A 25251-nucleotide genomic window follows, 5' to 3' on the forward strand; every position below is an offset into this window, starting at 1 on the left:
TATAAAAATTTCCGATATCTTCGCTGAGCCAAATAATTGTTTGAGAGCAAAATTAACTCGTAAATTGACTAAAGGTTGATTCATAGTGGTAGATGAATTGGCTTCGAACAAGAGATGGCAGGAAGTCATCTTAATTGTTCGACATATGTAAAGTGTTACCGGACAATTTGTCATAATCACCTCACTATCAATCGAATGTATGTTTGTTATATAATAGATATATATCAAAATGGAGGTGAAACGAAGGATGATCAATAAAGCGTATAAATTTCGTATCTATCCAAATAAAGAACAAACGATCCGGATCAATAAAACGATTGGTTGTTCTCGTTTTGTATTCAATCACTTCCTATCTCTATGGGATAATGCATACAAAGAAACAGGAAAAGGTTTGACATATGGTACATGCTCTGCCAGACTTCCTGCAATGAAGAAAGAGTGTGTTTGGTTAAAAGAAGTGGATAGTATTGCTATTCAATCGTCTGTTCGGAACCTTGCGGATGCTTATACATGCTTTTTAAAAAACCAAAACAGTGCCCCGCGTTTCAAATCTAAAAAGAACAACGTACAATCTTATACCACAAAACAAACAAATAAAAACATTGCTGTTGTGGGTATCAAAATAAAGATGTTAAGAATCTAAATCTTCCTGAATGGGATTGTCCTGAGTGCAATAGTCATCACGATAGAGATATTAACGCAAGTATCAATCTTAAAAATAAAGCTTTAAGGCTTCTAAAAGGACGTTAAGTGCTGAGTAGGTCAATCTATATATTTTTGATAGTCCCTTTTTTCGGAGATCAGGAAAACAAAACATCTTTGTTGTTTTGTTTGGGAAGGTCTTATTTTTATTTACATTACGGTAATTGAAATTATAAGGTTTTTTCTGCACATACCCCTATTTCTGGGGGCTAATTCCTTAATCATTTTTTGTCGGGGTACAACCGAGATCCGTGTAAAAATAAGTCATGGATTTCCTTTCTTCCAACTATAACCGGTTTCTTTTATAGAGGTATTTCGTCTTCTACTGGATGAAGGGTCTATTTATAAGTCAATTACATAATCACCAAATCGGGTGATATATCTAGCTATATAGGTACTTAGCCTTTCTAACTCTTGGCGTGAAAACGATAACCTTCATTTTTTAGTTGCCATAAAATCATTGTGATGTCTACTATATTTTGAACAATTACAGAATTGTTGATTAAATCATTGTACTCTATACATTTTTCTTGTTGGATTGGATCATTTTCTGTAATAATACCATTACATCTAAAAATAACCATTTCGAAAACCTATTATAGGCTTTAATCTTATTAGGGCAGAACCAAAATCACCTAACAAATCGGTAATTTTGCAATACTCAGAAATTTATCGTATAAATTTACTATTTTTCCACAAAAAATTATCATAGAGTTAGATACAACCAAATATAGAAATATTTTAGGGAGTTTGATTACCAATCTTGTACTTCAAATTTTTTCCTGGTTGGCAAAAGAAGAGCATATCCAAATCAAAATACACCAAAGATAAGGAATTGATTTAGCTAAAAACAGGGAAAACACCTTGGTAGACCCAAGCAGAAATTACAACAGTGGAAACAATGAAGAAAGCGAATGTATTATCGGTGGGTTCAAAATTTACTTTATTGTTGTACCAAAATAACTAAAAAGCCTCCTTATCGGAGGCTTTTTAGTCAGGCTGTGGAGAAAGTCTTCTCCACAGCCTGTTTTTGTGTCTGAACCTCTTTTTATGTGTCAACACTGATAAAAAAGAGGAAAAGGAGAGAGTTTTTATGATGGGTGCTTTAAAAAATCATCGTGATGAACGTGTATCTGTTTCTGTAGAAGAGTTGGTTCCACAAGATCATTTCCTTCGTGCGATTGAAGCGACAATTAGTTTTGATTTTATTGAAGAGAAATTACGCCCTTATTACTGTGAAAACAATGGACGTCCGTCAATCCACCCTATCGTTTTATTTAAAATGATGTTTATTGGATATTTTTACGGTATTCGTTCGGAGCGTCAATTGGAAAAAGAGATTAAAACGAATATCGCCTACCGTTGGTTTTTAGGGTTTTCTCTATCAGATACTATTTCAGATCATTCTACAATCAGTTGGAATCGCCGTACCCGCTTTATTCATACAAATATTTTCGAAGAAATTTTTGATGAGATTGTGAGGCAAGCGACAGAGCACCGGATGGTGGGAGGACGTGCGCTAATGACAGATTCTACGCACATTAAGGCCAATGCCAATAAAAATAAATTTGTACATAAATATAAAAAAGAAAAAGCAAAGTTTTATATAGATGAGCTAGAAGCTGCGGTAATCGAAGATCGTAAAGTACATGGAAAAAAGAATTAAAACCTAGAGAGGAAAGTGATACCCCTACCAAAAAAACTCGTATAAGTACAACGGATCGTGAAGGATATCGTCAATATAAATCGAAGCCAGAAGACTGCGCTGTTTGTCCGCTACGTGAGATATGTTTTTCAAAGAAACAAAAACAAAAAATTATCACTCATCATATATGGGAGAAATATAAGGATATCGCTAGAAAAAACAAACTAACAGTTACAGGGAAAAAGTTGTACAAAGTACGCTGTTCAACTATAGAGCGAAGCTTTGCAGACGCCAAAGAACTACATGGCTATCGATATGCTCGATTTCGAGGGCTGAAGTCTGTCCAAATGCAGGCTTATCTCACCGCAGCTTGTCAAAACATGAAAAAATAGCCCTCCATCTGACCAAAAAAGGTCTGGTGGAGGGCTATTTTTTTGAAACTCTATTAATTTTATGTTGTTTTTATTCGCTAAAATCAAAATGATTCCAGAGTGTTGGGAAACCCTAAAGGGTTTCCCAACACTCTGGAGATTTTCTATAGAAAATCCCTCTAAAAAACGTATATCTTTTGTGAAAAACAAACATAAAAAATATGGAAATTTCTCATTTTAACGTTTCTTCAGGACTTACATGTTTTCCCCATGGAAAACACTTCCTATCTGAGTCTATTTCTGCAGATTGTTCAGAAAGTGTCGCACATTCTTGAAATACAAATTGTTTACAGCCCTTACATTGGGATGTCTCTAATTTTTGTAGTGCGAAGTGCATCGCTAATCCTGAATGTGTAAAAAAGTATTGTTCTCCAATCCTTTCGTATAACCTTGTTTGATGAAATATTTCTTTCGGTTGATGTTGGACGCCTGAAATCAAAAGGGTTCCTTGTTTTTCTATCATTTTCTTTCGAATATTTTCTACTGCAAACTCTGCCGAGGTATCCATAAAAGAAACGTTTCCCATACGTAGGAGAAGAATGCGAGCGTTAGAAAATATGGGTGCTTCAATAGATGTTTCGAATTCCTTTATAGTAATAACCTAAATAAAATCCTGAACGCAATACTTCTACTAACGTCTCTATCCCATTTGAATTTGTTGCAGTATACGTATTTCCTCTTTTTTCTAATACTTGAATTAAGAATTGGACACGATTTTGATCTTGATAGAATGCCAGAGAGTCTGTATTAAATTGAAATAAATCCGTAATGTCACTCCATCGGATTGTTGACAGTACTTGTTCAAGATTTGCATAGCTAAGTGCTTGTAATTGTGCCATCGTATATGTTTGTTGAGTGGCTGATGTAGCAGTGAGCGTTGCAAAGTTTAGTTTCTCATCAGGTGGTTGAATCGATTGGTCGATTTGAAATGGTGTAGGGAACAAATTTGAAGTATATAGATATGGCTTGTGAAAAGGTTTTTGGGACATATATTGTCGTTTTATTTTCGATGAATGTAAATGTAAATCATATGGGCTCGGATTAGATGGTGGTACCCATGCATTCCCAATGCATACCTTGCGCTACGCTACTAACCGGCCTAGATACAATTAATTTGCTAAAAGCGTGTATAGAGCTCGCCTGTATAACATGGACGGAAGCTAAAATCGTACAACACCAAAACAGTATCATAATCTTACCTATACGTTTCATCCAATTCCTCCATTCCAAAAATCAAAAAATTCTAGCTGACTGTCGCATGATAGTTCAGATTTTTTCATAGAGTATGGAAACTAAATAGTTTAACTATGGAAATGCTTCACGAAAAACATGTATGTTTTTCATAAACATCCCTCCATTCTTCTCTTTTGTCTTATTGGGATTATACCAATATACAGGCATCTAACTTGTATGATTTTTTGCCTATCACTTATTGTTAAAAAAACATCCCAACATTACTTATATATGGCAAATCAACTTTTTAACCTTTACCAATGTATTGAGAAATATGAAGTGGAGAAAATAAAACGTGACCTTGTAGGGCGAATATGTTCCCAAATTAACACATATTGAAAAGCATTTTAACCAAGAGTATTCCTTCCTCAAGGAACGCGAAGTGAGTCAGTGAACGATGAATGGGCTTCGGACAAAGGATGATAGAAGCCATCTTACTTATTCGATTTGCCAAAGGTCGTGAAGTAAAAGGACCTATTGTACGTACTACAGGTACATGAAACTCTTCTGGCAGATACTTTGTGTCATGGTGAGTTGAAACAGAAGTGCAAGAACTTCTGAAAACACAACCTTACATCGGAATGGATGTGGGAGGAAAAGATTTGGCCTTTTTGTCAGATGGAACAACCTATAAAAATCCGAAGTTTTTTCGGTCATGAGAAGAGAAGTTGGCGAAAGCGTAGCATGTTCTTGCTAGAAGAATAAAAGGATCTTCGAGCTGGCATAAACAGCGAGTAAAAGTAGCTAATATTCATGATACATAATGCATGCTAGAAAAGATTTCTGAGACAAAGTCTCAACTGAAAGTATCAAAAACCACGATATGATTGATATAAAGGATCTCATATGTGGAAAAGCCATAAATTAGAGTCCGTTAGAACTCTTTACTTAGAAATCCTCTCTTCTACACGAAGGAAAAATAGAGATAGTTCACCCAAATTGCTGAATACTGTTGTACGATAAAAGCACTTATCTTACTATGTTTTCTTGTACACCCTTAATAGTTTTATATATTTTTTATGTTTCATCATTTTCTTGATAAAAAAATTAAGTATTCATGATAGAATATATATGGGATGGGAATAATGCATACAATTGTTTCTGTGAAACAAGATGTTATTAAAATTAAAGTGGTTATCAAGTCAAGGGAGAAGCACTCGTAAGAGTGTTTTTTTGTGAATATTTTTAATATTCACATATTCAAAAACCGCAAAACATATCGCTATTTTACACTTTTCTTGTTAGAACGTACATGGGTATATATAATTCTAATATACATAGATACACGTGAACTACCCGCAACTTAACGTCCTAACGGAATGTATATGCTTTATTCTGCTTTTCCCTATCATTTCACCTCACTTTTCACTTTGATTTTCAATATATATTTTTGCTTGCTAACTATTGGCGAACCACCAATAGTTAGCAAGCAAAAACTTCTTGACCAAAACATCTCTTTCCAAAGTTTCTTTTAATAAGTCGAGAACTTGCACTTTTATAAGCATTGATGCACTTTGTCATTTCTGTATTAGGGTGGGCCTTGAATAAAACATGAACATGGTCTACATCATGATTCCATTCAACTAATTTGATGTTATAACTTTCAGATAGTCGAACAAACATATCTGTTGCATAGTCTGACATATCATCATCAAACACATTTCTTCTGTATTTCACGACCAACACAAGATGATAATGTAACAAGAATACTGAATAGTTATTACTATATCATCTCATTTATATACCATTCTTTATAATTTATAAGACTGATTATATCAGAGGCAAAATAAAAAGGAAAACCTTTGGCTACGCCAAACTGACATTCATCTCCCACCTACCGTTGGGTTACCCCTTCACACGCTTGAGGAAGGAGAATTCTTTCGGGAAATTCGTTAAAAACTAATATCCTAGAAGGGCCTTTCTGTTTTCCGTATACACTACCGACGGTTTTTGGTAATACGGTTTCGAATTTCTTCAGAAACAAACTGTCCTAGAATCCGTAATACCTATTAAAGAAAGATTGCTATTCTTGTTACGTAAGCATGAATAAAAATCAATTTTTTCACTGTTATACTATAATCATGTAGGTTATTATGTGTATCTGACTAGTCAGATACACATATATATCCACTTATTCCCTATCCATAAGTATCGTCACCGTTCGTTTCACTTGTGCATCGTCTACTCGATAAAATACCTCGGTTCCTTTGCGTTCATACGATAACACCTTATGATTTCTCATTCTATGAAGATGTTGTGAAACCGTAGATTGCGGTAAATTTAAAATTTGTTGTAATGCAGACACATTTAATGATCTTTCCTTTACTAATTGATGTACAATTTGTAAGCGCATAGGATGCGCCAATACTTTCAGTATTTCCACACTTCGTTCAAGTTCGTTTAGCGCTATATCAAAACCTTTTATCATCTTTTTTTCTCCTTATTTTTTTATAGGCTATTTTCCTCACATACACGTTTTTTCGTTATCAATGAAGATAATTTCACACCTCAAGAACTTTCTTGCACGGTATCCTTTCTCCCTTTATACTAAAATAAATAACTATCATAATAAGAGGTGCACAATGAATAAAACCGAATTAATCCAAAAAGTAGCAATAGAAACAGGACTAAAGAAAACACAAGCATGTCTAGCGGTAAATACCGTATTTGAATCCATCCAAAAAGCTTTGCAAAATGGAGACACCGTCCAACTAATTGGGTTCGGTACATTCGAGGTACGAGAGCGTTCTGCACGTGAAGGACGGAATCCACAAACAGGAAAACCTATGACCATTCCTGCAGGAAAAACACCTGCCTTTAAAGCAGGAAAGCTACTCAAAGAAGCTGTAAAAAAATAATTATCTATTAATCGAAAGAAGCATGTTTTTTACATTCATGCTTCTTTTCTTTTAAAAACGAATGGTTGAAACAGCATATTTATATACCAACGTTCGTTCCCCTTCCGCCTCTACTAAAATTGAATATAAGTCATGCACTTGTATTATTCCTTTTATATGAAAGCCTTTCAACAAAATCAACGTAACATTATTTTTCTCTTGCACTTCTTCTCACAATAACCGATTCTGAAGCGATGTCCTGATTAAGTTTTGTTCCTTCTGAATAACATTTCCTTTGATTTTTGCCATTGTATCAACAGGGTCACTTGTTGAAAGCGTATACAAGAATAATGTTCAGTTCGTTACATATGCCCTGAACCCACTCTTTGAAACGCTCTTTTCCTTCTGTGTTAAGAAAAACTTTTCTTCTGTATTGTGGACAAAATACAAAGTGGTAGTTTATTCCTGATACGGTCGTTTTCGTTCTTCTATAATCATTCATTATGATTATATTGTATCCGCTTAATAAACAAACTACAATGAATGAGATAAAAAATATAAAACCAACATTTTGGATAACTAAAGTGCCACAACCTTACGTTTTTTAGTAGCACTCTGTATCTCACCTGTTATGAAGTGACCTTTGTCAATAGTTTCTTTACCCCTAATATTTTCTTGATGGCATACAAAAGCTTCAGAAATAAAATCTATCGACAGTTAACCACTCTGTTATTCGTGGATTAGTTACCTCAGGTTAATGGTCCGTCGTTAGGCTCTTATAATCTCACTGCATGGATTACAACTTTTCACATTCTAATAAATAGCTTGTGTATCAGAATTTCTACTGTGCCAGAAGAGGTGAGTCATAGATAGCCGGACCTGGAATTCACTATCTATGAAGCTCATCTATACCATCAATTGATACCTTTGGTCTCTAACTATGAATGAATCAACTTCATATCCCTTCTTCTTTATTTTCGGTGAATTTTACCCGTTTCTAATCCCCATATAAAACACCCCAGTTCTCTTGCGATAGCTATCACGGCGACATTTCTAGGTTTTCCTTGATACATCATTCGATGATATTTTCTTTGTAACCTTTCTACAGCCTAATCCGCATAAGCAATCACTTCGCTTCGTTGCCTTGTTCATTTCGTTTATAAGCTAGGGAAGAAGTGCACATACCCCAACGCTTTTTCAAAAAACAAAACAGCTCCCACGTCTATTAAATTAAATCAATTTAATACTGTCTTCCTCTTGTTCAAATACAAATAGGAAACAACCGAAATAACGATAATAATTCCACCAAAATACATACCATATTGATTCACAAGCACTACTATCATTTCTATATGTTTCCCAAATATAGACCCAATAACGAAGTAAACTAATACCCAAACAAATCCTGTTACATATGAATAAATCGCATACCTTTTAAATGACATGTTATTCATTCCAACTAAATATGGTACAATATGTCTTACTACAGGTATAAAATAACTGATAATTAAAGCAAAATGACCGTATTTTCTAACCATCTCTTGCGATGTTATAAGATACTTCGCTTTTTTCTTTTTCATTAACTTATCCAGCACTTTTGTTCCAAATATTTTCCCAAGTATATATCCCAGCGAAAGTCCAGATACCACTCCTAAATATGTTAACAAAAAAGTAGGAATGACATTTAATATACCGACTGAAGATACAAAACCACCACTCATCACAATCATTTCGTCTGGAATTGGCATACCAATAATACCTAACCATAGGCAAAAATACAATGCCCAATAACCGTATTGCTCAATATAGGATAATAATTCATGTAATTCCATTATAAATGCGTTCTCCTTAAAGTTTTTTTACAGCTAAAAACGTACGCTGGTGGAAAATTGAACCATACTTTTTCTAGTGTAATTTCAGGAAAAAAATATTGTATAAACCTTTTTTTTACAAGTGAATATTGAAATGTAATAAATTCCCCATTCTCATGCATCACTTCCATTACATTGTTCAAAATTCGCTTTGAAACTTCTTCTGGTAAAGAAGTGAAAGGTAATCCTGACAATACATAATCAATACATTCTATATGGAACTCTTCCATATACTCTTTTATATTTTCGGCTGAACCGTGTACAACAATGACATTCTTCTCATTTTTAAATCTTGTCTTTAACTTTTCGAAAAACACTTCATTAAGCTCGATAAGAAGAAATGTTGTCTCCTTTTTCTTTCTTTTCACAATCTCTTTCGTAAAAACTCCTGTACCAGGACCTAACTCTACAATGCATTTTCCCCTATTAAAATCAATTACATCCACCATTTTTTTTGCTAATATTTTTGAACTTGGTGCTACTGCACCAGTATGTTTCGGGTGTTTTATAAATTCAGCTAAGAATGTTATGAGCTGCATGTGTCCTCTCTCCATTCCACCAATGGTGTGTTTAACTTGTTTCTAAGTATAGCAACCTTTTTTGCAGTTAACTAAATACAAGATTTCGCTAGATGGAACAGTAACAATCGGATAAAACCATACTCTAAGTAAAAGGTAATTAAACCTGGTAATGATAATATTTCATTTGAACAATTTGTAATATTAATAAATCCTTCTTTATTTGAAAAAAACCTTAAATAATAATAATAATAATATATTTATTCTGTTGTTACTCGTTTCAATATTCATGCTCCATTTCTGCATATTCGTTTATAATCTATTTTCTTAACACTCTCTTTTGTTACACTTTTTTATTATATAAAAATATCCCTTATTATACTTATTCTTTTTTACCTCTGATAAAGGATTCTGACGGAAAAATTATTAAACAAATATCACTTGGTTAACTTATCCATTGAGCTTATTAATACAAACATGGATTGAACATCCCTTTATTTTATCTTTTTTAAGAGATAATAGATAAACCACAAAATTTCCATGACACGGAAATTATCTGAAATCGTTTTAAACACATTTATAAGTTCGTGTATGCATTTTAACTAGTTCGTATGTTTTTGTATTATATACAATCTAAAAACGTTTACATCATAATCTGAAGAGCGTTTTTAAACAGGTAATTATACATTTGGTTGATAAAACCTTTTCGATATATATAATTGGTTTTATCGACATAACTAAAAGTAAATTATCTTAAAAACGTATTATATTTATATAATGATAGAAATACAATAAAAATAGTGATGCAATTTACGGTACGTAACATATTAGAAATGTGAAAATATATTTTTGTTTATTATTTCTTTTCATTCCATTGCCTTCCTTTTGATATGAAAAGAAACACCACGGCACTAATTTCAGTGGGACAGATGATTAAAAAGTCTATACTCATCCATTTAAACTAGCTGCTGTTCATCTGGGTTTGTAAATGTATTTGCCGGAAAATTATCAATTCATTCTAATACTCCATATCGTTAAATACACAAATACAAATGAAAGCGCACATTATCCTTCTCATATGAAATGAACGAGATCACGCATGAGAACAAAATGTCAAATGAGAAAATATAGAAATTATTTAAGGGGCACAAATAGCGGTATGAAAATGTAAGAATTACCAACGTTCTTGAAAAAAGGTATCAAAGTAGACCGAGACCTCCCTGCTAAACAATCGCTTGTACTGTTTCTGTGTATTTTGACGTTGTAAACTTAGTCCTTACATCTTCGGGGCTTGTTGCACAGTAAACAACGATTGGACTATTTCTAAAAGTATATGATAAACCTCATATATTTCTTCTATACTCACATTCCCCAAAATCTATTGGGATGGGCTTGATTTTGTCATTCTAATGCAGCTAGCATTTTCTGTATCTGTTCTTTTACATCTTTAACCTCTAACTGGATTTCCTAGGACATCCTTAAAATCATCATAAACACTTTCTCAATATTTAAAGATTTAATTTTTTTTGTTTTCAGTTATAATTAAGATAAATCTCTATTATGATTCCCTTTCTAAAGAACGGATTATGTAATCCGTTCTTTTTTATTTTCATAGCTATTATTTTTTAAACCGTTTCACATCACCTTAATTTGTGAACAGACTATAAAATAGTCTGTTTTTTTTCGTTCTAAAAGGTCTATAGTGCCCGAACTAAGAACTATCATTACCTTCTTTTTTATGTATATTCGTAATTATTAAAGTCTATAATTGACGGGGGTTCGTTTTACTAATTTCTCGATTTATCTATTTTCCCTCTTGTCTTTAGAATCTTTCTTCGGGTGTACTGGGGCACTTCTTCTTTATATACTTGAAACCAATCATTTTTTCCATAGATATTCTCATTTGATAAATACTCTTATATTTTGACTGAACATAAAACGTTGTCCCAAGACATAGGAAGGGGCCTCCTGAATCATAGTACATGCAGTCACATTCCTTTTCATCAAATCACTAGACAAAAAAAGGTAACAAATTATTGTTTCTTTACAATTCGAAAGATTATACAACTTACCCTCTTTCTTTTAAGTTAACTGGTTAGTTGGTTATTGTAACCATTACAAAAAAACACTGCTATCCATACCACCTTAGATCTTGATATGTTTACTCTCTATCACTCACTTACTACCCCTTGGTGTTATTTTTGTCTTAACGCCCCACGCCTACGCTCATAACGAGGTCTGTGGAGTCCCATTAATTCTTCAATATCTCGCATACTTAAATTTCCTTGTGTCTTTTTCTTTTTTATCCGTTCATATTGTTTATGCTTGCCACAAAAGTAATTTTTCAATATACTCATTTTCCCATCCGCCCTTTTCACAAAATAACCTCCCTATTTATTTGTGGTCATTTACACCATTTCAATGCATTACTATGTACAAAAAATTACTATAACAGTTCACTTGCAAAAAAAAAGAAAACCCTCATTTCTAAATATCGAATGATGTATCCTTTCTCGTTCAATTAAGCTGGAATATTTTATAGATTCCAGCTAATAAAAATTACCTACACCGTATCCCATATACTTTTGACGAACATTGAGAAAATGCTATTCTCATGTTATTTTTGCACGCTCTCTTTATAATTCTGCACATCTGCTATTGTCTGAAATGTTTTCACATCAAAAATTTCTTTTTCATTTCCACAAATGATAACAAATCCATCTTTTGTCTGTAGCACTCTGCCAATATCTCCATTTGAAAGTGATATATTAAAAATATGTTTTATTGGCATTACATTTTTTTTGCTTATGTAGGTATCTATCGGCATACCTATAGGAAAAGCCTTTTGCAGATCTTCATTCCTGTAAGGAGTGGATATTTTATCCACAGAAGTAGTATACGATGCACATCCAGTTACATAAACACAGAACAACCCAACGATAATGCTTATAAAAATACGTTTAAACATAAAAAATTCCTCCCTATGCCCTTAATTAAGATTCAACCAAATTAGAATAGCAAATAAGGAGTGCACTTTTTGCTGTTTTATGGGTGACATAACATGATAAATTCTACTTTTTTTGTAGAAAAAAGAAAAAGACACAATCGTTCCGAAAATCATCATATCTAAAAATAACAAGACAGAGTTCCATGATTACTGACTTCCACATCGATACATCATAGTAAGATCATTATATAGACAAATTTCTTCTTTAGATTAGTACTTAATAGAAATAAATTTCTTGTAAAATAAAAATGTGTAATTTTTCACAATACTTCTATACAACTCGCTCCTAACACCATAAGTTTCCAACCAGTTCTAACGTATATTTTAATATTCCGACTAATCATTCCATTCAAAATACCATAACTGTACCTCCTTCTTGAAGATTATTAAGTAACTTGTCTAAATCTGGTTGCTTTTCAGATACACCGTTTACTTTTTTTGATAAATTTCCCCTACTCAATTTTTTTTAGTACTTCAATTTATACATCTAAATTTTGATTGTCATTACCTACTATGACATATCTACGAATCTAATTCATACCCTTTTGGAATAAGCTTTTGGGACTTTTTATTTATGGAGGATAGGTGGACAGCAACATAATTTTCTCAACAAGTATTCTTTGAATTTTAATATAAAATCCTTACAATTTATGCTATATCTGTATTAAGGGGACATTATTGATTAAGTAAGGAAAGATTATAAAAATCATATGGGAGGAACAAAAAATGTCATTGAAAAAGAAATTAGGTGTTGGAGTGGTTTCTGCCGCTCTTGGTTTATCTTTAGTCGGTGGGGGAACATATGCATATTTTAGCGATCAAGAGGTAACAAATAATAAATTTGCTACAGGAACATTAGATTTTTCTATGCAGCCTACTACATCTCTTAATCTAGACAATTTAAAACCCGGGGATAAAATATTGAAAAAATTCAATATAAAAAATAGCGGTACGTTGGATATCAAAGATATTCTGATGAAAGTTGATTATACTGTGAACGATTTAAAAAAAGATAATAGTGTTGAAGACTTTGGTAAACACATTAAAGTACAATTTCTTTGGGATTGGGATCCAAAGAAAAGTCCTATACACGAAACAACTTTAGCAGAATTAAAATCACAACAACCAGAAATTGCTTCTCAAAAAATATTCCTTTCAAAATGGGCCGAGACAGGTGGATTAAAAGCTGGAAAAATGGATTGGTTCTGGATAAAATTTATCTTTGAAGACAATGGTACAGATCAAAATATGTTCCAGGGAGATAGTATTGCACTGAAAATGGAGTTCCAAGCCAATCAAATAGATGGACAAGAAAGATAAATCCACAAACATATTGCTGGTGAAGAGTAAAACTGAGCTTATAATTTTTTATACTTTGTAAAACTGATTGCTACATATCGAAATCAGAAGCCATTGATATCAGCATTTGTGCATGATATCAATGGCTTTTATAAGTTTAACATTCTGCATCTTTCGTAAAACTCATTTTTTCTATAATGACAAATTAAATAACATGTAAACCCTTTCTTAAAGAGGCTCTCTTTGTTTCACACGGTCTATATCATCTCCATAAATTGCAAAATAAATGTCCTCATCATATATGATTACATTATTTTAGATAATTCCTCCTTTCTTACGTTTTTTACCTATACTAATAATTCATTGTATATCGAAAAACAGGAGTCTTCAAACTCCTGTTTTTTTCTTATATAGAGTATAAATAATACTTAAGATCGAGACATTTTCAATTGACTTTTTATGCATTTATAAATACCATTTCCTTGGTATCCATTAAAATTCAAATTAGCCATATTAAACATAAACGAAATTACAACAATTAAATTTTATTTTTTCAATATATAATACAATGCATTACAACTTCTGTCCAGCATCGAATAAAATAATTGTATTTTACGTATAGTATGGGGAACTATTCCAGTATAGTATCACTCTTTTTTTACTGTAAATCCTATCAATTGATCCATTTCCAATACATATGAAAAGGAGCTAAACATGAATACAATCATCAATTTCTCGTTAAAAAATAAGTTCGCAATTTGGCTACTAACCATTATTGTTACTATTGCAGGGATCTACTCTGGACTCAATATGAAGCTGGAAACAATTCCTGATATTACAACACCGATTGTAACAGTAACTACGGTCTATCCTGGTGCTACACCAGAAGAAGTAGCTGATAAAGTTTCAAAGCCGATGGAAGAACAACTACAAAATTTAAGCGGTGTTAACGTTGTAAGCTCATCATCTTTTCAAAACGCATCTTCTATTCAAGTAGAATACGATTTTGATAAAAATATGGAAAAAGCAGAAACAGAAATTAAAGAAGCTCTCACAAATGTAAAACTCCCAGAAGGTGTTAAAGATCCTAAAGTTTCACGAGTAAACTTCAATGCTTTCCCAGTTATTTCGTTAAGCGTAGCAAGCAAGAATGAATCTTTAGCTACCTTAACTGAAAATGTAGAAAAAAATGTTGTACCAGGATTAAAAGGACTTGATGGTGTTGCATCTGTCCAAATTGCTGGCCAACAAGTAGATGAAGTACAGCTTGTCTTCAAGAAAGATAAAATGAAAGAACTAGGACTAAGTGAAGATACTGTAAAAAATGTGATTAAGGGATCGGATGTATCTTTACCACTTGGCTTATACACATTTAAAGACACGGAAAAATCAGTTGTTGTAGATGGCAATATTACAACGATTAAAGCATTAAAAGAACTTAAAATCCCAGCTATACCTTCCTCACCTAACGGTCAAGGTAGTCAAAATGCTGGCGCTGGTGCACAAACGCCGCAAATGAATCCAACTGCTATGAACGGGATTCCAACAGTTACATTAGACGAAATTGCTGACATTAAAGAAGTTGGGAAAGCAGAATCCATTTCTCGAACAAATGGAAAAGAAGCAATTGGAATTCAAATTGTGAAGGCCTCTGATGCAAATACAGTTGATGTTGTAAATGCAGTAAAAGATAAAGTAAAAGATCTTGAGAAAAAATATAAAGATTTAGAGATCATTTCAACATTCGACCAAGGTGCACCTATTGAAAAATCAGTTGAAACAATGCTAAGCAAAGCAATTTTCGGTGCTATCTTTGCGATTGTTATTATTATGCTGTTCCTACGAAATATTCGAACAACGTTAATCTCTGTCGTTTCAATACCACTTTCTTTATTAATTGCTGTTTTAGTCATAAAGCAAATGGATATTACGCTTAACATTATGACACTTGGAGCAATGACCGTTGCTATAGGCCGCGTTGTCGATGACTCAATTGTTGTTATTGAAAATATTTACCGACGTATGTCGTTATCAGAAGAGAAATTGCGCGGAAAAGATTTAATTCGTGAAGCTACGAAAGAAATGTTTATCCCAATTATGTCTTCTACCATTGTAACAATTGCTGTATTTTTACCACTTGGACTAGTAAAAGGTATGATTGGTGAAATGTTCTTACCATTTGCCTTAACTATCGTCTTCGCTTTATTAGCATCATTACTAGTAGCTGTTACAATCGTACCGATGCTAGCTCACTCTTTATTTAAGAAAGAGTGTATGAGGGAAAAAGAAGTACATCATGAAGAAAAGCCAAGTAAATTAGCAAATGGTTATAAACGCATACTTGCATGGGCTTTAAATCACAAAATTATTACATCAAGTATCGCTGTCCTTCTATTGGTTGGTAGTCTTGCACTTGTACCAGTTATCGGTGTAAGTTTCTTACCTTCTGAAGAAGAAAAAATGATTATTGCAACATATAATCCTGAACCAGGTCAAACGTTAGAAGACGTTGAAAAAATTGCAACAAAAGCTGAGAAGCACTTCCAAGATAATAAAGACGTCAAAACAATTCAGTTCTCATTAGGTGGAGAGAATCCAATGAGTCCTGGTCAATCAAACCAAGCAATGTTCTTCGTGCAATATGATAACGACACGAAAAACTTCGAAAAAGAGAAAGAACAAGTCGTTAAAGATTTACAGAAGATGTCTGGCAAAGGCGAATGGAAAAACCAAGACTTCGGAGCAAGTGGCGGTAGTAATGAAATTAAACTATACGTTTACGGAGATAGCTCAGAAGACATTAAGCCTGTCGTAAAAGATATTCAAAATATCATGAAGAAAAATAAAGACTTAAAAGATATAGATTCTAGTATTGCAAAAACATATGCAGAGTACACTTTAGTCGCAGATCAAGAAAAGCTAAGTAAAATGGGCTTAACGGCTGCTCAAATTGGAATGGGACTTTCTAATCAACATGATCGCCCTGTTCTGACAACAATTAAAAAAGACGGTAAAGATATCAATGTATATGTAGAAGCTGAAAAACAAAATTATGAAACAATCGATGACTTAACAAATCGCAAAATTACAACACCACTTGGTAATGAAGTAGCTGTGAAAGATGTTATGACTGTAAAAGAAGGTGAAACATCGAATACAGTAACACACCGAGATGGACGCGTTTATGCAGAGGTTAGTGCAAAACTAACATCTGATGACGTTTCAAAAGCATCTGCTGCAGTCCAAAAAGAAGTAGATAAAATGGATCTTCCTTCCGGTGTAGATGTTTCTATGGGCGGTGTTACTAAAGATATTGAAGAATCATTCAAACAACTGGGCTTAGCGATGTTAGCTGCGATTGCCATTGTATACTTCGTTCTTGTCGTTACATTTGGCGGTGCTCTTGCACCATTCGCAATTTTATTCTCGCTACCATTCACAATTATTGGGGCTCTTGTTGCCTTATTAATCTCTGGTGAAACATTAAGTGTATCTGCAATGATTGGTGCGCTTATGTTAATCGGTATCGTTGTAACAAACGCAATCGTGCTTATCGACCGCGTTATTCATAAAGAAAATGAAGGTCTATCAACACGTGAAGCTTTATTAGAAGCTGGTGCAACACGCCTTCGTCCAATTTTAATGACTGCAATTGCAACAATCGGTGCTCTTATCCCGCTTGCATTAGGATTTGAAGGTAGTGGCTTAATTTCTAAAGGACTTGGTGTAACAGTAATTGGTGGATTAACAAGTTCAACATTATTAACACTTCTTATTGTTCCAATCGTTTATGAAGTATTAAGCACATTTAAAAAGAAAAAAACAAAAAGATAAAGGATGTATGGCCTCTTTCGATTTTGTTACAAAGTTTTTTAATATCCAATGAGTTGAAGAGTTTATTATTAGACCTCACCATACATGTCTATCCACTTAAAAATTTTACTACCCCAAATACAAGAAAACGTTATTCTTTTTTAATAATCATAGATGTTAGTATTCCTTTTTAAATAAATGAATAGAGCGGTGGACAAACGAAATGATGGAGGAATTATATTGTTGCATACAAAACAAGTATATGAAGACGTTATTTTAGATTTTACAGGAATTTAAAACTCACATGGATACTAAAAAACATAGTAGAGAAACTGGTATTATCACCTTTTTATATAATAAAAATTAAACAGGCCTCCACCTTAAAATCTGAGGTTCATGCAAAGAGAAAAAATAGAAATAATGGTATAATAGAACTCATAGCTATTTTAGAATTAACAGATGGAAAAATTAAAATTCAATTTTACATGTACCATATATTATACAGCCAAAACCTGAGCTTAAGTTTTGGCTGTGTTTTGTTAGAATATCACCTATGCTCATCAATTACAGTAAATGCACCTTCTCTAATAAGAACAACGGTATGAATTTCAAACAACGACCACATCATCCTGACATTGAAATCATTGGTCTATTATTTATATAATCCTCGCTTTTTCAAATGCTCACGTAAGCTACTGACGCGACATTTTAAACACTTTGCAATTTCCACATAGTCCAGACCCGTATTCCGTAATTGAACCGTATCCTCACATAACTGATCCCATTTCCATTCTGCGTTCTTTTTACTCGTATTTTCCTCTCCAGACAAACTTTTTCCTAACTGATACACTTCTTTTCCCCATTCACAATTCTCGATGCAATGTTGATAAGAGCCTAGTAGGTATTCACATCCACGACAATGTTGTTCTTGTATATTTATAATTCGAATTCTCGTTACTTTTGCATCCATATTCCATTCTCCCCTATTTTTTCTTTTTGCTTTTTTCTTATGATAACAAAAGAAACATAATTTGTTTATAAAACTTATTCCTTTATCTGAAATAGATTGGTTGGCTGGACGTTTAAGCAAACAGAAAATTCTGTTTTTTGTTATTTTTAATCATTATATAACGAATGACATATACCCAAATTCAGAATTAAAAAATTGAAATTTCAGAATTTAATCTTACCATTTGTTTTTTCTTGTGATATGATGGTCCCAATCTTACAAATGACACGATTTGACAAGTTTCACAAAAAAGAGGCACAAGGAGGAATACGAATATGAAACCGTATAAAGTAATTGGTACAACAGCTCTTGCTGCAATATTGATCACAGGACCTTCCACATGCGCATTTGCTGCTGAAAAAAAACACCTCCGCAGTACATACAAGCCGTTCATGTGTTTTCACCCAAATTTATTGAACAAACACAAACTCTTGATGCAATTCGATGAATAATCTAGATAAAGCGGTTCAAGCAGCTATGTTAGGGCCTGAAATTAAAAAATTAAAAGTATTCGATCATGAATTCAATGTAAAACCGGCTTATATTTCTAAAAAGGGCAATCAAACTGTCGTAAATGGCCAAATTTCGCATCACTTAAGTTTTCGCCTGGATGATCAAGTATACTATCGATTTGTAACAGAAGCTGAAGAAATCAAAAATTTAGAAATTAAAATCGATCGTGGTGGATGGACGAAAATTACGGCACCTATCGGTGCAATCATTGCTCAATATTTTGGTATTCCGATTACGCCTAATCTCCTATCTCAGATTGGACAACAATTAGGAACTCTAACAGATGGAAAATGGGAATACGCTTCTGAAGCAATCGTGGCCGCAATTGGCTTATATGTAGAATGAAAATATACACCCTTTATTCTTCTTTCACGTTACAACAAACCGGTAATTCTTACAATAGAATTACCGGTTTTTCTGCGATGTAACAAGACTTCTGTTTTACTTTTGGAAAGTCTTTTTTAATCAATCGAGAACTTGCACTCTTATATGCATTAATGAACCTTATCATTTCTATATCCGGATGTACCTTGAATAAAATATGAATATGATCTATATCATGATTCCATTAACATTATATTATAGCCTTCAGACAATCGTACAAACATGTCTTTTGCATAGTTTGATATCGCATCATCAAATACATTTCTTCTGTATTTCACAACTAGTACAAGACGATACTCCAATAAGAATACTGAATGATTGTTAATGTCTAATTTCATGTTATATCAATCCTTTACTTTTATAAGACGGATTATATCATATTGCAAAATTTTTGAGGAAAAAGACTCCCTTTCATTAGTACGTTAAAATATGAAAAAACATCTGTCCATACTTCCTCCTCCAACCCTATATTTGATATTAAGTCAATAAAATAGACACAGATAATTCCAGTTATGCAGCCTTTAATTCGTACATGCGTTCTTTTTGAATTGGTGACAAATAATCATTCGCTGAATGAATTCTTTTACAATTATAGAAAATTTCAATGTATTCCCAAATATCTTGCTGTGCTTGAGCACGTGTTGCGTATTGTTGCTGATAAATAAGCTCTTTTTTTAGGACACCATGAAATGATTCAATACAAGCATTATCATAACAATTTCCTTTTCTACTCATGCTACAGTTCATGCCATACTGTTGTAATTGACTTTGATAATCCAGAGAAGCGTATTGGCTTCCTCGATCAGAATGATGTAAGACAAAACCTTCCGGTTTTTGACGAAAATAGGCTTGTTGTAAAGCCTTTAATACCAATTTTTTTGTCATCGTATGATCAGCATGCCAGCCCACAATTTTTCTAGAATACAAGTCCATCAGACTTGCTACATACAACCACCCTTCTTTCGTCGGTACATAAGTAATATCGGCTACCCAAACTTGATTTGGCTTTTCTACCTTGAATTGACGATTTAGCACATTGTCATGTACCGGATAAGAATGTTTGGAATTTGTAGTAGCTTTATATTTTTTTACAGTTCTTGATTGTAGCCCTTGTTCTTTCATGATTCTTGCTACTGTTTTTTGTGAGATACGTCTTCCTTTTTGGCGTAACATGGACGTTACTTTAGGACTTCCATATAAAGAACGAGATTCTAAGAAAATACAGTGTATTTCTTTGGTGACCTGTTCTCTTTGTGCTTGTCTGGGACTTTTCGTATGATGTTTCCATTTGTAATATCCGCTTCGGGATACATGTAGAACTTGGCACATCTTCTCCACTCGGTATGTGAAGCGGTATCGATGGATAAATTGAAATTTTACCGATGGTCTTTCGCGAAAAAGTGCATTGCCTTTTTTAAAATTGCATTTTCTTCCTCTAAGTCTCGAATACGTTGTTCCATCTCTTTTGTTTGTTAATCTTCAGAACGGAATGTTCGTTGTTTTGTAACTTTAGGCTCTTGCTTATATTTCTTTACCCAACCATGAAGGGTATTTACTGAAACCCCTAATTCTCGGGCAACTTGAGCTACGGGCTTTCCTGTTGTAAAGATATGTTTTACGCTTTGGCGTTTAAATTCTTCTTCATATTGTTTTATTTTCCCCATGTAAACACCCCATTTGGTTCATTTTTTTTATAGTAACCTGTGTCTACTTTTTAGTCTAACATCAATTTTCCCCCTATGTATTATTAAAGATACTTGATATGCCGTGTTAATCTTCATTATTTTTTATCCCCGATCTTTGATATCTAAATAAAAACGTCTTCCCTTGGGAGTACTTGTTTTGATTCTTGTTTTCACTGCACCATTAATTTCAGAATTTCAATAATGTTAGGCTCTAAATTACCTAACATTAATTTCTTTAACCCGCTCTATTTTTACATAATACCCCATGTCATATCTCTATTGTAGTGGATAAGAAAAGACGTACCCCTATGGAAAAATTTATTATTATAATAACACATAAATTACAAACTTCCTCTTATTTCGCATCAGACATATCACAAGCGAATAGAAAAGGAATAAAAATCTGATAGTAGTTACATTTTATTGTATACAAGTAAAACATTGGACATACTATTCAAAAAGGAAAGTAGGAATCTTATGAAAAAAACAGGGGTTATGCGCAGAGTGGATGATTTAGGGAGAATTGTTCTGCCTAAAGAGATACGACGGACGCTCGATCTTCTTCCCAATACTTCTGTAGAAATGTATGTACTAGAAGGAACTGTTCGCATCAAACAACAGCCTAGGGCTTGTTTCATCACAGGACAAACATCTGAAAATCAAATTGAATTGTATGACGGACGTTTAATTTTAAGCCAGGAAGGCGCAAAAGACTTAATGGAAACCCTTAAAAGCTGGTTACCTTAATACTGTTATATATTGTTATTTTTCATTACTCTATCCCAAAAGTAGCGCAAAAGATAATTTCAATTATCTTTTGCGCTACTTTTTATCTCTTTCTAACTGAATGGTAGATATCATATGCTTGTATACTAAATTTGATTTTCCACTATTTCCATAAGGAATGAACACGGATTATATCCCCTCAAAATCCTGTTTTTGATATATTTCTGTTGACACTCCCATAGCTAAAGCCACAAGTCCTACACCTTTCGATGTAACAAATGGGATTCTTGATTGACTAAACGTGCGCAGCCCCATTTCCAAAACCTTATAAAAGTCTATAAAGTTTGTTTATTTTCCTGTTCTACGAGTCCGGTTTTGCCAAAGCTACTACCCGTTTGATAGAACTCTCCGAGGGCATAAATTCGGATACAACGCATCCTACATATTAGCCATAACGTTTGGTTCATTGACTAATTCATAACGTGACAAGTTGATGGCTGCATTCAAATCCCGATCTATGACATAACTACAAGTACATTTGTATATGCAATCAGATAGCTTTAGATTTTTCTTGATGCTTCCACAACTTGAGCACATCTTAGAAGATGGATACCATGTATCAGCTTCCATAAATTCAATACCATATTTTTCGCTTTTATATTGAATTTGTCGCGTAAGCTCATATAAGCATTGTTTTGCAATCGCTTTAGACAAGTGCTTATTCTTCATCATTCCTTTGATGTTCCAGGTTTCCATCACAATTCGATATGGCTTGGTTTTCACGCTATCTTTTGTGGCTTGATGAAGATAATTTATTCTGATATTGGTCGACCTTCTATGCAAGTGTTGTATGTTCTTTTCGACTTTTATAATATTGCCGGTTTTGATAAAACGGTTTTCCTCCTTATTCATTTCATATTTGCGAGAAACTTGACGTTGCAACCTACGAAGGCGTTTCTCTCCCTTTTTTACTGTTTGGGTTTTGTTGATATGTTTCTTTTTCTCTCCATCCGAGCAAACAGTCAGTTCCTTCATACCAACATTAATACCTATTGAGACATCTGTTCATTCTATTTTGGGACACTTGTTTTCTACGCCAACGGACAAATATCAATACTTCCCGTCGAAATGAAGACGTGAATTCGTATACTTGACATCGACTGGTAATGATTTTGAAGTTTTCATCCATCCAACTTTTTCAATCCACACTTCGTTATTTCGAACTTTCAACTTCACATTATCATTCTAACAAGACAGCTTGGATTTTCTTCTTGTTTACCTCATGTCCAATTATAAGCCCATCGGGCTGTTCCGACGGATTTCCAAAGTTGCTGTTCTTGTTCTTTATTTGGTCTTATTCTTACTTTCCTCGTAAGTATCATTTTCCATCAACTCCTTACTCATCTTCTTGGCTTTATTGGCTCTTTTACCTTACAATCTACAGCTGAAAACAGTGATAATCTGAATGAAATCTTCTACTCATTCTTGTTCCTCGGTCTTTTCTGTATGATCAATGACCTCAATAGTCGTTCCATATGTATTACATCCGTTTTCGATCATACCCGAATCAAATGAACCGATCTTTATACAGAATAACAATCTTTTCTATTTCTGAATGAGTGACCTTATCAATTAGTTGATGTAATCCCTTTTTATTATAGTTAATCCCACTACTTATATCAGTGATGATTTCAAATTGATAGCCTGTAGCAAACATATACGTTTTTACGTTATCTATTTGTCTTTCCAAATCATCTTTCTGTTTAGGCGAGCGAACTCTACAGTATCCTATCACCATTTTATTTACCTGCCTTTTCTCTTTCATACCCAAGAAGTGATTAAGTTGTTCTTGTGAGTGACGCCTATATCTATACCTGAGCTCTCCTTGATCAATTCTTGTCACAGTTTTCCTTCTTCCCCACCTACAAAACAACTGTCCATGCTCCCACTAGCATATCACAAAATTTATAGTTATCGATCTCCTGTGAATATTCTTGTTTGATATTAAAAACACTGATTCACCATTTCTTTCTAAAAATCTTGTGGAACTGTTTATATTAAATCCTAAGATATCCAAAAATTCACTCTTTTGTTAATAAAAACTACAATAACAATGTCTTCTATCGTCACTTTTATAATTAACATATAACCTAACATTGACATGTCAAATTTCCCGTCGTACTTATTGTTAATATCAGGGGAGCATAACAAAGTATAATACAATTAATTGAAATAACAACTCCTTCTCTCAGAACATCGTTCACACTAGTAAGTCGATTTATCATTAATATAGAATGTAGAATTGACATGTTATATTATTAATTTTTGATTGTACAGAGCTACTATTGACATAATATTAATATGTATATATCAAATCCTCGTTTTCCAAATGAAATGATTGTCTATTAAAATAGACTGCTCCAGAAGTGCATTACCAGTAATAAACCTTCTTTAACAAGCTTTCAATATTAAATCCCAAGATATATATATATCATATTCATTTCATGTTAACGTAAAGGATACACATAACACTCTTGTTATCATTGACATGTGGGTTGTTATTGACATGCGGATGTTTATTTCGTCATTTGCTGTTAACACCACATAAAAATAACATTAACAGTATAAATACGATTTTATTTTTCCGAAACCTTATTCACACTAAGCAATCTGTTACTGATATGGAGTACACAATTGATATATTATTTTCTCCTAATCACCAGAGGCGCTGTTGACAAATCTTTAACATATCAATTGCGTCTACTATAGAAGTATATAAAAATAAGTTTTACGCTTAAATTTTTGATTAACTGCACAATTTGAAACTGTATTTTCTAAAATAATTAAACTTCATCTGCTAAAATTGATTCCTCTGCACATAAATTAAGTGATAAGCTATGTTTCGTAATCGTTTGAAATTAGATTGATTATACGTTGATTTATTAACCTCATGTCAATGTGAATCGAATACGCTCTGTTTCTTGGTTTAGTTTTAGCGTTGACATGTCAATTGTTAATTACATATCAATGTTTCTGGTGTTGTTTGTTGTTGCCATCTTTAGAAATAATTTTGACATACACTATCTCGATGATTTAAAGACAATCTCTCCTGGGAGCATCGTTCGCACTAATAGATTGATTGTCTATTGATATAAAATGTAGAATTGACATGTTGTGTTATTTGTTTATCTTGAGGGGGAGTGTTGATATGTAATCACTACCTCAATTGAGTCCACCGCACACAAAGGATCCGAACCAAATCCTTTGATTAATCGCGTAAGTTGAAGAAAGTGCCACTCTCTAGTTACATTTCCTTTGAATTATGAACACGACATTGACAAGGTATTTGAATCTACTCTGTCAACTATAAGTTTGAAAGCTCTGGCTGTAGCGGTCATTAATAGAGTATTTCTTTCGGTATAATTCGTTGAATAAGTCAGCGAAGGTTGTCTTATTGCAGCGTTTTACTCGCATTCATTAAATATAGCAATTTTAGATTATGGTATGAGTATTCGCAACCGTTAATAGTCATCAACCTAGCACTAGTTACTTTAATATCACTGTATATTTTTGTTATC

The 25251-nt window shown here is 33.3% G+C and carries 12 protein-coding genes and 14 pseudogenes; 9 read left to right on the plus strand and 17 right to left on the minus strand.

Features of this window, described 5'->3' with window-relative positions:
• Positions 1 to 247: 247 nt before the first annotated feature.
• Both AC3WVZ_RS30850 and AC3WVZ_RS30855 read left to right on the plus strand, forming a co-directional pair.
• A pseudogene (locus AC3WVZ_RS30850) lies at positions 248 to 640 on the plus strand (helix-turn-helix domain-containing protein); the annotation flags it as partial.
• A gap of 2 nt (positions 641 to 642) precedes the next feature.
• A pseudogene (locus AC3WVZ_RS30855) lies at positions 643 to 750 on the plus strand (zinc ribbon domain-containing protein); the annotation flags it as partial.
• A 254-nt stretch (positions 751 to 1004) separates the two neighbouring features.
• On the opposite strand, the pseudogene AC3WVZ_RS30860 reads toward AC3WVZ_RS30855, so the two are convergent.
• Positions 1005 to 1318, minus strand: a pseudogene (locus AC3WVZ_RS30860) (Tn3 family transposase); the annotation flags it as partial.
• 477 nt (positions 1319 to 1795) lie between these two features.
• Between AC3WVZ_RS30860 and AC3WVZ_RS30865 the strand changes: the two are divergent.
• Positions 1796 to 2831 (plus strand): annotated as a pseudogene (locus AC3WVZ_RS30865) (transposase).
• A 119-nt stretch (positions 2832 to 2950) separates the two neighbouring features.
• Here AC3WVZ_RS30865 and AC3WVZ_RS30870 read toward each other — a convergent pair.
• Positions 2951 to 3376 (minus strand): sodium-independent anion transporter, encoded by a 426-nt coding sequence (locus AC3WVZ_RS30870; RefSeq protein ID WP_345743029.1) that lies wholly within the window; start codon positions 3374 to 3376, stop codon positions 2951 to 2953.
• Complete coding sequence (locus AC3WVZ_RS30875; RefSeq protein ID WP_425594315.1) at positions 3345 to 3767, minus strand: M9 family metallopeptidase N-terminal domain-containing protein; 423 nt, start codon at positions 3765 to 3767, stop codon at positions 3345 to 3347. Before AC3WVZ_RS30875 ends, AC3WVZ_RS30870 begins: the two co-directional genes overlap by 32 nt.
• Before the next feature lie 681 nt (positions 3768 to 4448).
• Between AC3WVZ_RS30875 and AC3WVZ_RS30880 the strand changes: the two are divergent.
• Positions 4449 to 4795: pseudogene (locus AC3WVZ_RS30880) on the plus strand (transposase); the annotation flags it as partial.
• A 574-nt stretch (positions 4796 to 5369) separates the two neighbouring features.
• On the opposite strand, the pseudogene tnpA (AC3WVZ_RS30885) reads toward AC3WVZ_RS30880, so the two are convergent.
• Positions 5370 to 5715: pseudogene (tnpA, locus tag AC3WVZ_RS30885) on the minus strand (IS200/IS605 family transposase).
• Positions 5716 to 6142: 427 nt separating this feature from the next.
• The gene (locus AC3WVZ_RS30890; protein WP_078186815.1) at positions 6143 to 6439 is read right to left on the minus strand and encodes an ArsR/SmtB family transcription factor; all 297 of its coding nucleotides are present in this window, start codon (positions 6437 to 6439) and stop codon (positions 6143 to 6145) included.
• Positions 6440 to 6593: 154 nt separating this feature from the next.
• Here AC3WVZ_RS30890 and AC3WVZ_RS30895 point away from each other — a divergent pair, with 154 nt between their 5' ends.
• Positions 6594 to 6869 carry an HU family DNA-binding protein gene (locus AC3WVZ_RS30895; RefSeq protein WP_078186814.1) on the plus strand — a complete coding sequence of 92 codons (276 nt, stop codon included), beginning with the start codon at positions 6594 to 6596 and terminating at the stop codon, positions 6867 to 6869.
• A 51-nt stretch (positions 6870 to 6920) separates the two neighbouring features.
• Here the strand turns inward: AC3WVZ_RS30895 and AC3WVZ_RS30900 are convergent.
• The 7 genes and pseudogenes from AC3WVZ_RS30900 to AC3WVZ_RS30930 form a co-directional block, all read right to left on the minus strand.
• Positions 6921 to 7157 (minus strand): annotated as a pseudogene (locus AC3WVZ_RS30900) (RNA chaperone Hfq).
• Positions 7140 to 7353 (minus strand): annotated as a pseudogene (locus AC3WVZ_RS30905) (transposase); the annotation flags it as partial. The pseudogenes AC3WVZ_RS30905 and AC3WVZ_RS30900, both read right to left, overlap by 18 nt.
• 466 nt (positions 7354 to 7819) lie before the next feature.
• Positions 7820 to 7990, minus strand: a pseudogene (locus AC3WVZ_RS30910) (IS110 family RNA-guided transposase); the annotation flags it as partial.
• Between the two features lie 93 nt (positions 7991 to 8083).
• Positions 8084 to 8680, minus strand: a complete 597-nt coding sequence (locus AC3WVZ_RS30915; RefSeq protein ID WP_233936686.1) for a DedA family protein — start codon at positions 8678 to 8680, stop codon at positions 8084 to 8086.
• Positions 8680 to 9258 (minus strand): class I SAM-dependent methyltransferase, encoded by a 579-nt coding sequence (locus tag AC3WVZ_RS30920; protein ID WP_233936687.1) that lies wholly within the window; start codon positions 9256 to 9258, stop codon positions 8680 to 8682. Before AC3WVZ_RS30920 ends, AC3WVZ_RS30915 begins: the two co-directional genes overlap by 1 nt.
• A gap of 2174 nt (positions 9259 to 11432) precedes the next feature.
• The gene (locus tag AC3WVZ_RS30925; RefSeq protein WP_233936920.1) at positions 11433 to 11615 is read right to left on the minus strand and encodes a hypothetical protein; all 183 of its coding nucleotides are present in this window, start codon (positions 11613 to 11615) and stop codon (positions 11433 to 11435) included.
• Between the two features lie 239 nt (positions 11616 to 11854).
• Positions 11855 to 12205, minus strand: a complete 351-nt coding sequence (locus AC3WVZ_RS30930) for a hypothetical protein (RefSeq protein ID WP_233936688.1) — start codon at positions 12203 to 12205, stop codon at positions 11855 to 11857.
• Between the two features lie 765 nt (positions 12206 to 12970).
• Between AC3WVZ_RS30930 and AC3WVZ_RS30935 the strand changes: the two genes are divergently transcribed.
• Together AC3WVZ_RS30935 and AC3WVZ_RS30940 are read left to right on the plus strand one after the other, a co-directional pair.
• Positions 12971 to 13564, plus strand: coding sequence for a TasA family protein (locus tag AC3WVZ_RS30935; RefSeq protein WP_233936690.1), 594 nt, complete (start codon positions 12971 to 12973; stop codon positions 13562 to 13564).
• A gap of 693 nt (positions 13565 to 14257) precedes the next feature.
• Positions 14258 to 17377, plus strand: coding sequence for an efflux RND transporter permease subunit (locus AC3WVZ_RS30940; RefSeq protein ID WP_233936691.1), 3120 nt, complete (start codon positions 14258 to 14260; stop codon positions 17375 to 17377).
• 631 nt (positions 17378 to 18008) lie between these two features.
• On the opposite strand, the gene AC3WVZ_RS30945 is transcribed toward AC3WVZ_RS30940, so the two are convergent.
• Positions 18009 to 18326 (minus strand): hypothetical protein, encoded by a 318-nt coding sequence (locus AC3WVZ_RS30945; protein ID WP_078188048.1) that lies wholly within the window; start codon positions 18324 to 18326, stop codon positions 18009 to 18011.
• 314 nt (positions 18327 to 18640) lie between these two features.
• Here AC3WVZ_RS30945 and AC3WVZ_RS30950 point away from each other — a divergent pair.
• Positions 18641 to 19223 (plus strand): annotated as a pseudogene (locus tag AC3WVZ_RS30950) (methyltransferase).
• Positions 19224 to 19311: 88 nt separating this feature from the next.
• Here AC3WVZ_RS30950 and tnpA (AC3WVZ_RS30955) read toward each other — a convergent pair.
• Positions 19312 to 19600: pseudogene (gene tnpA, locus AC3WVZ_RS30955) on the minus strand (IS200/IS605 family transposase); the annotation flags it as partial.
• Positions 19601 to 19772: 172 nt separating this feature from the next.
• A pseudogene (locus AC3WVZ_RS30960) lies at positions 19773 to 20926 on the minus strand (IS3 family transposase).
• Positions 20927 to 21424: 498 nt separating this feature from the next.
• Here AC3WVZ_RS30960 and AC3WVZ_RS30965 point away from each other — a divergent pair.
• Positions 21425 to 21694: an AbrB/MazE/SpoVT family DNA-binding domain-containing protein gene (locus AC3WVZ_RS30965; RefSeq protein ID WP_233936694.1), complete on the plus strand. Its 270-nt coding sequence runs from the start codon at positions 21425 to 21427 to the stop codon at positions 21692 to 21694.
• Positions 21695 to 22111: 417 nt separating this feature from the next.
• Here the strand turns inward: AC3WVZ_RS30965 and AC3WVZ_RS30970 are convergent.
• A pseudogene (locus AC3WVZ_RS30970) lies at positions 22112 to 23055 on the minus strand (RNA-guided endonuclease InsQ/TnpB family protein).
• A pseudogene (locus AC3WVZ_RS30975) lies at positions 23018 to 23540 on the minus strand (IS607 family transposase); the annotation flags it as partial. The pseudogenes AC3WVZ_RS30975 and AC3WVZ_RS30970, both read right to left, overlap by 38 nt.
• Positions 23541 to 25251 lie beyond the last annotated feature (1711 nt).

This window comes from Bacillus sp. CPT56D-587-MTF, from assembly GCF_058792335.1.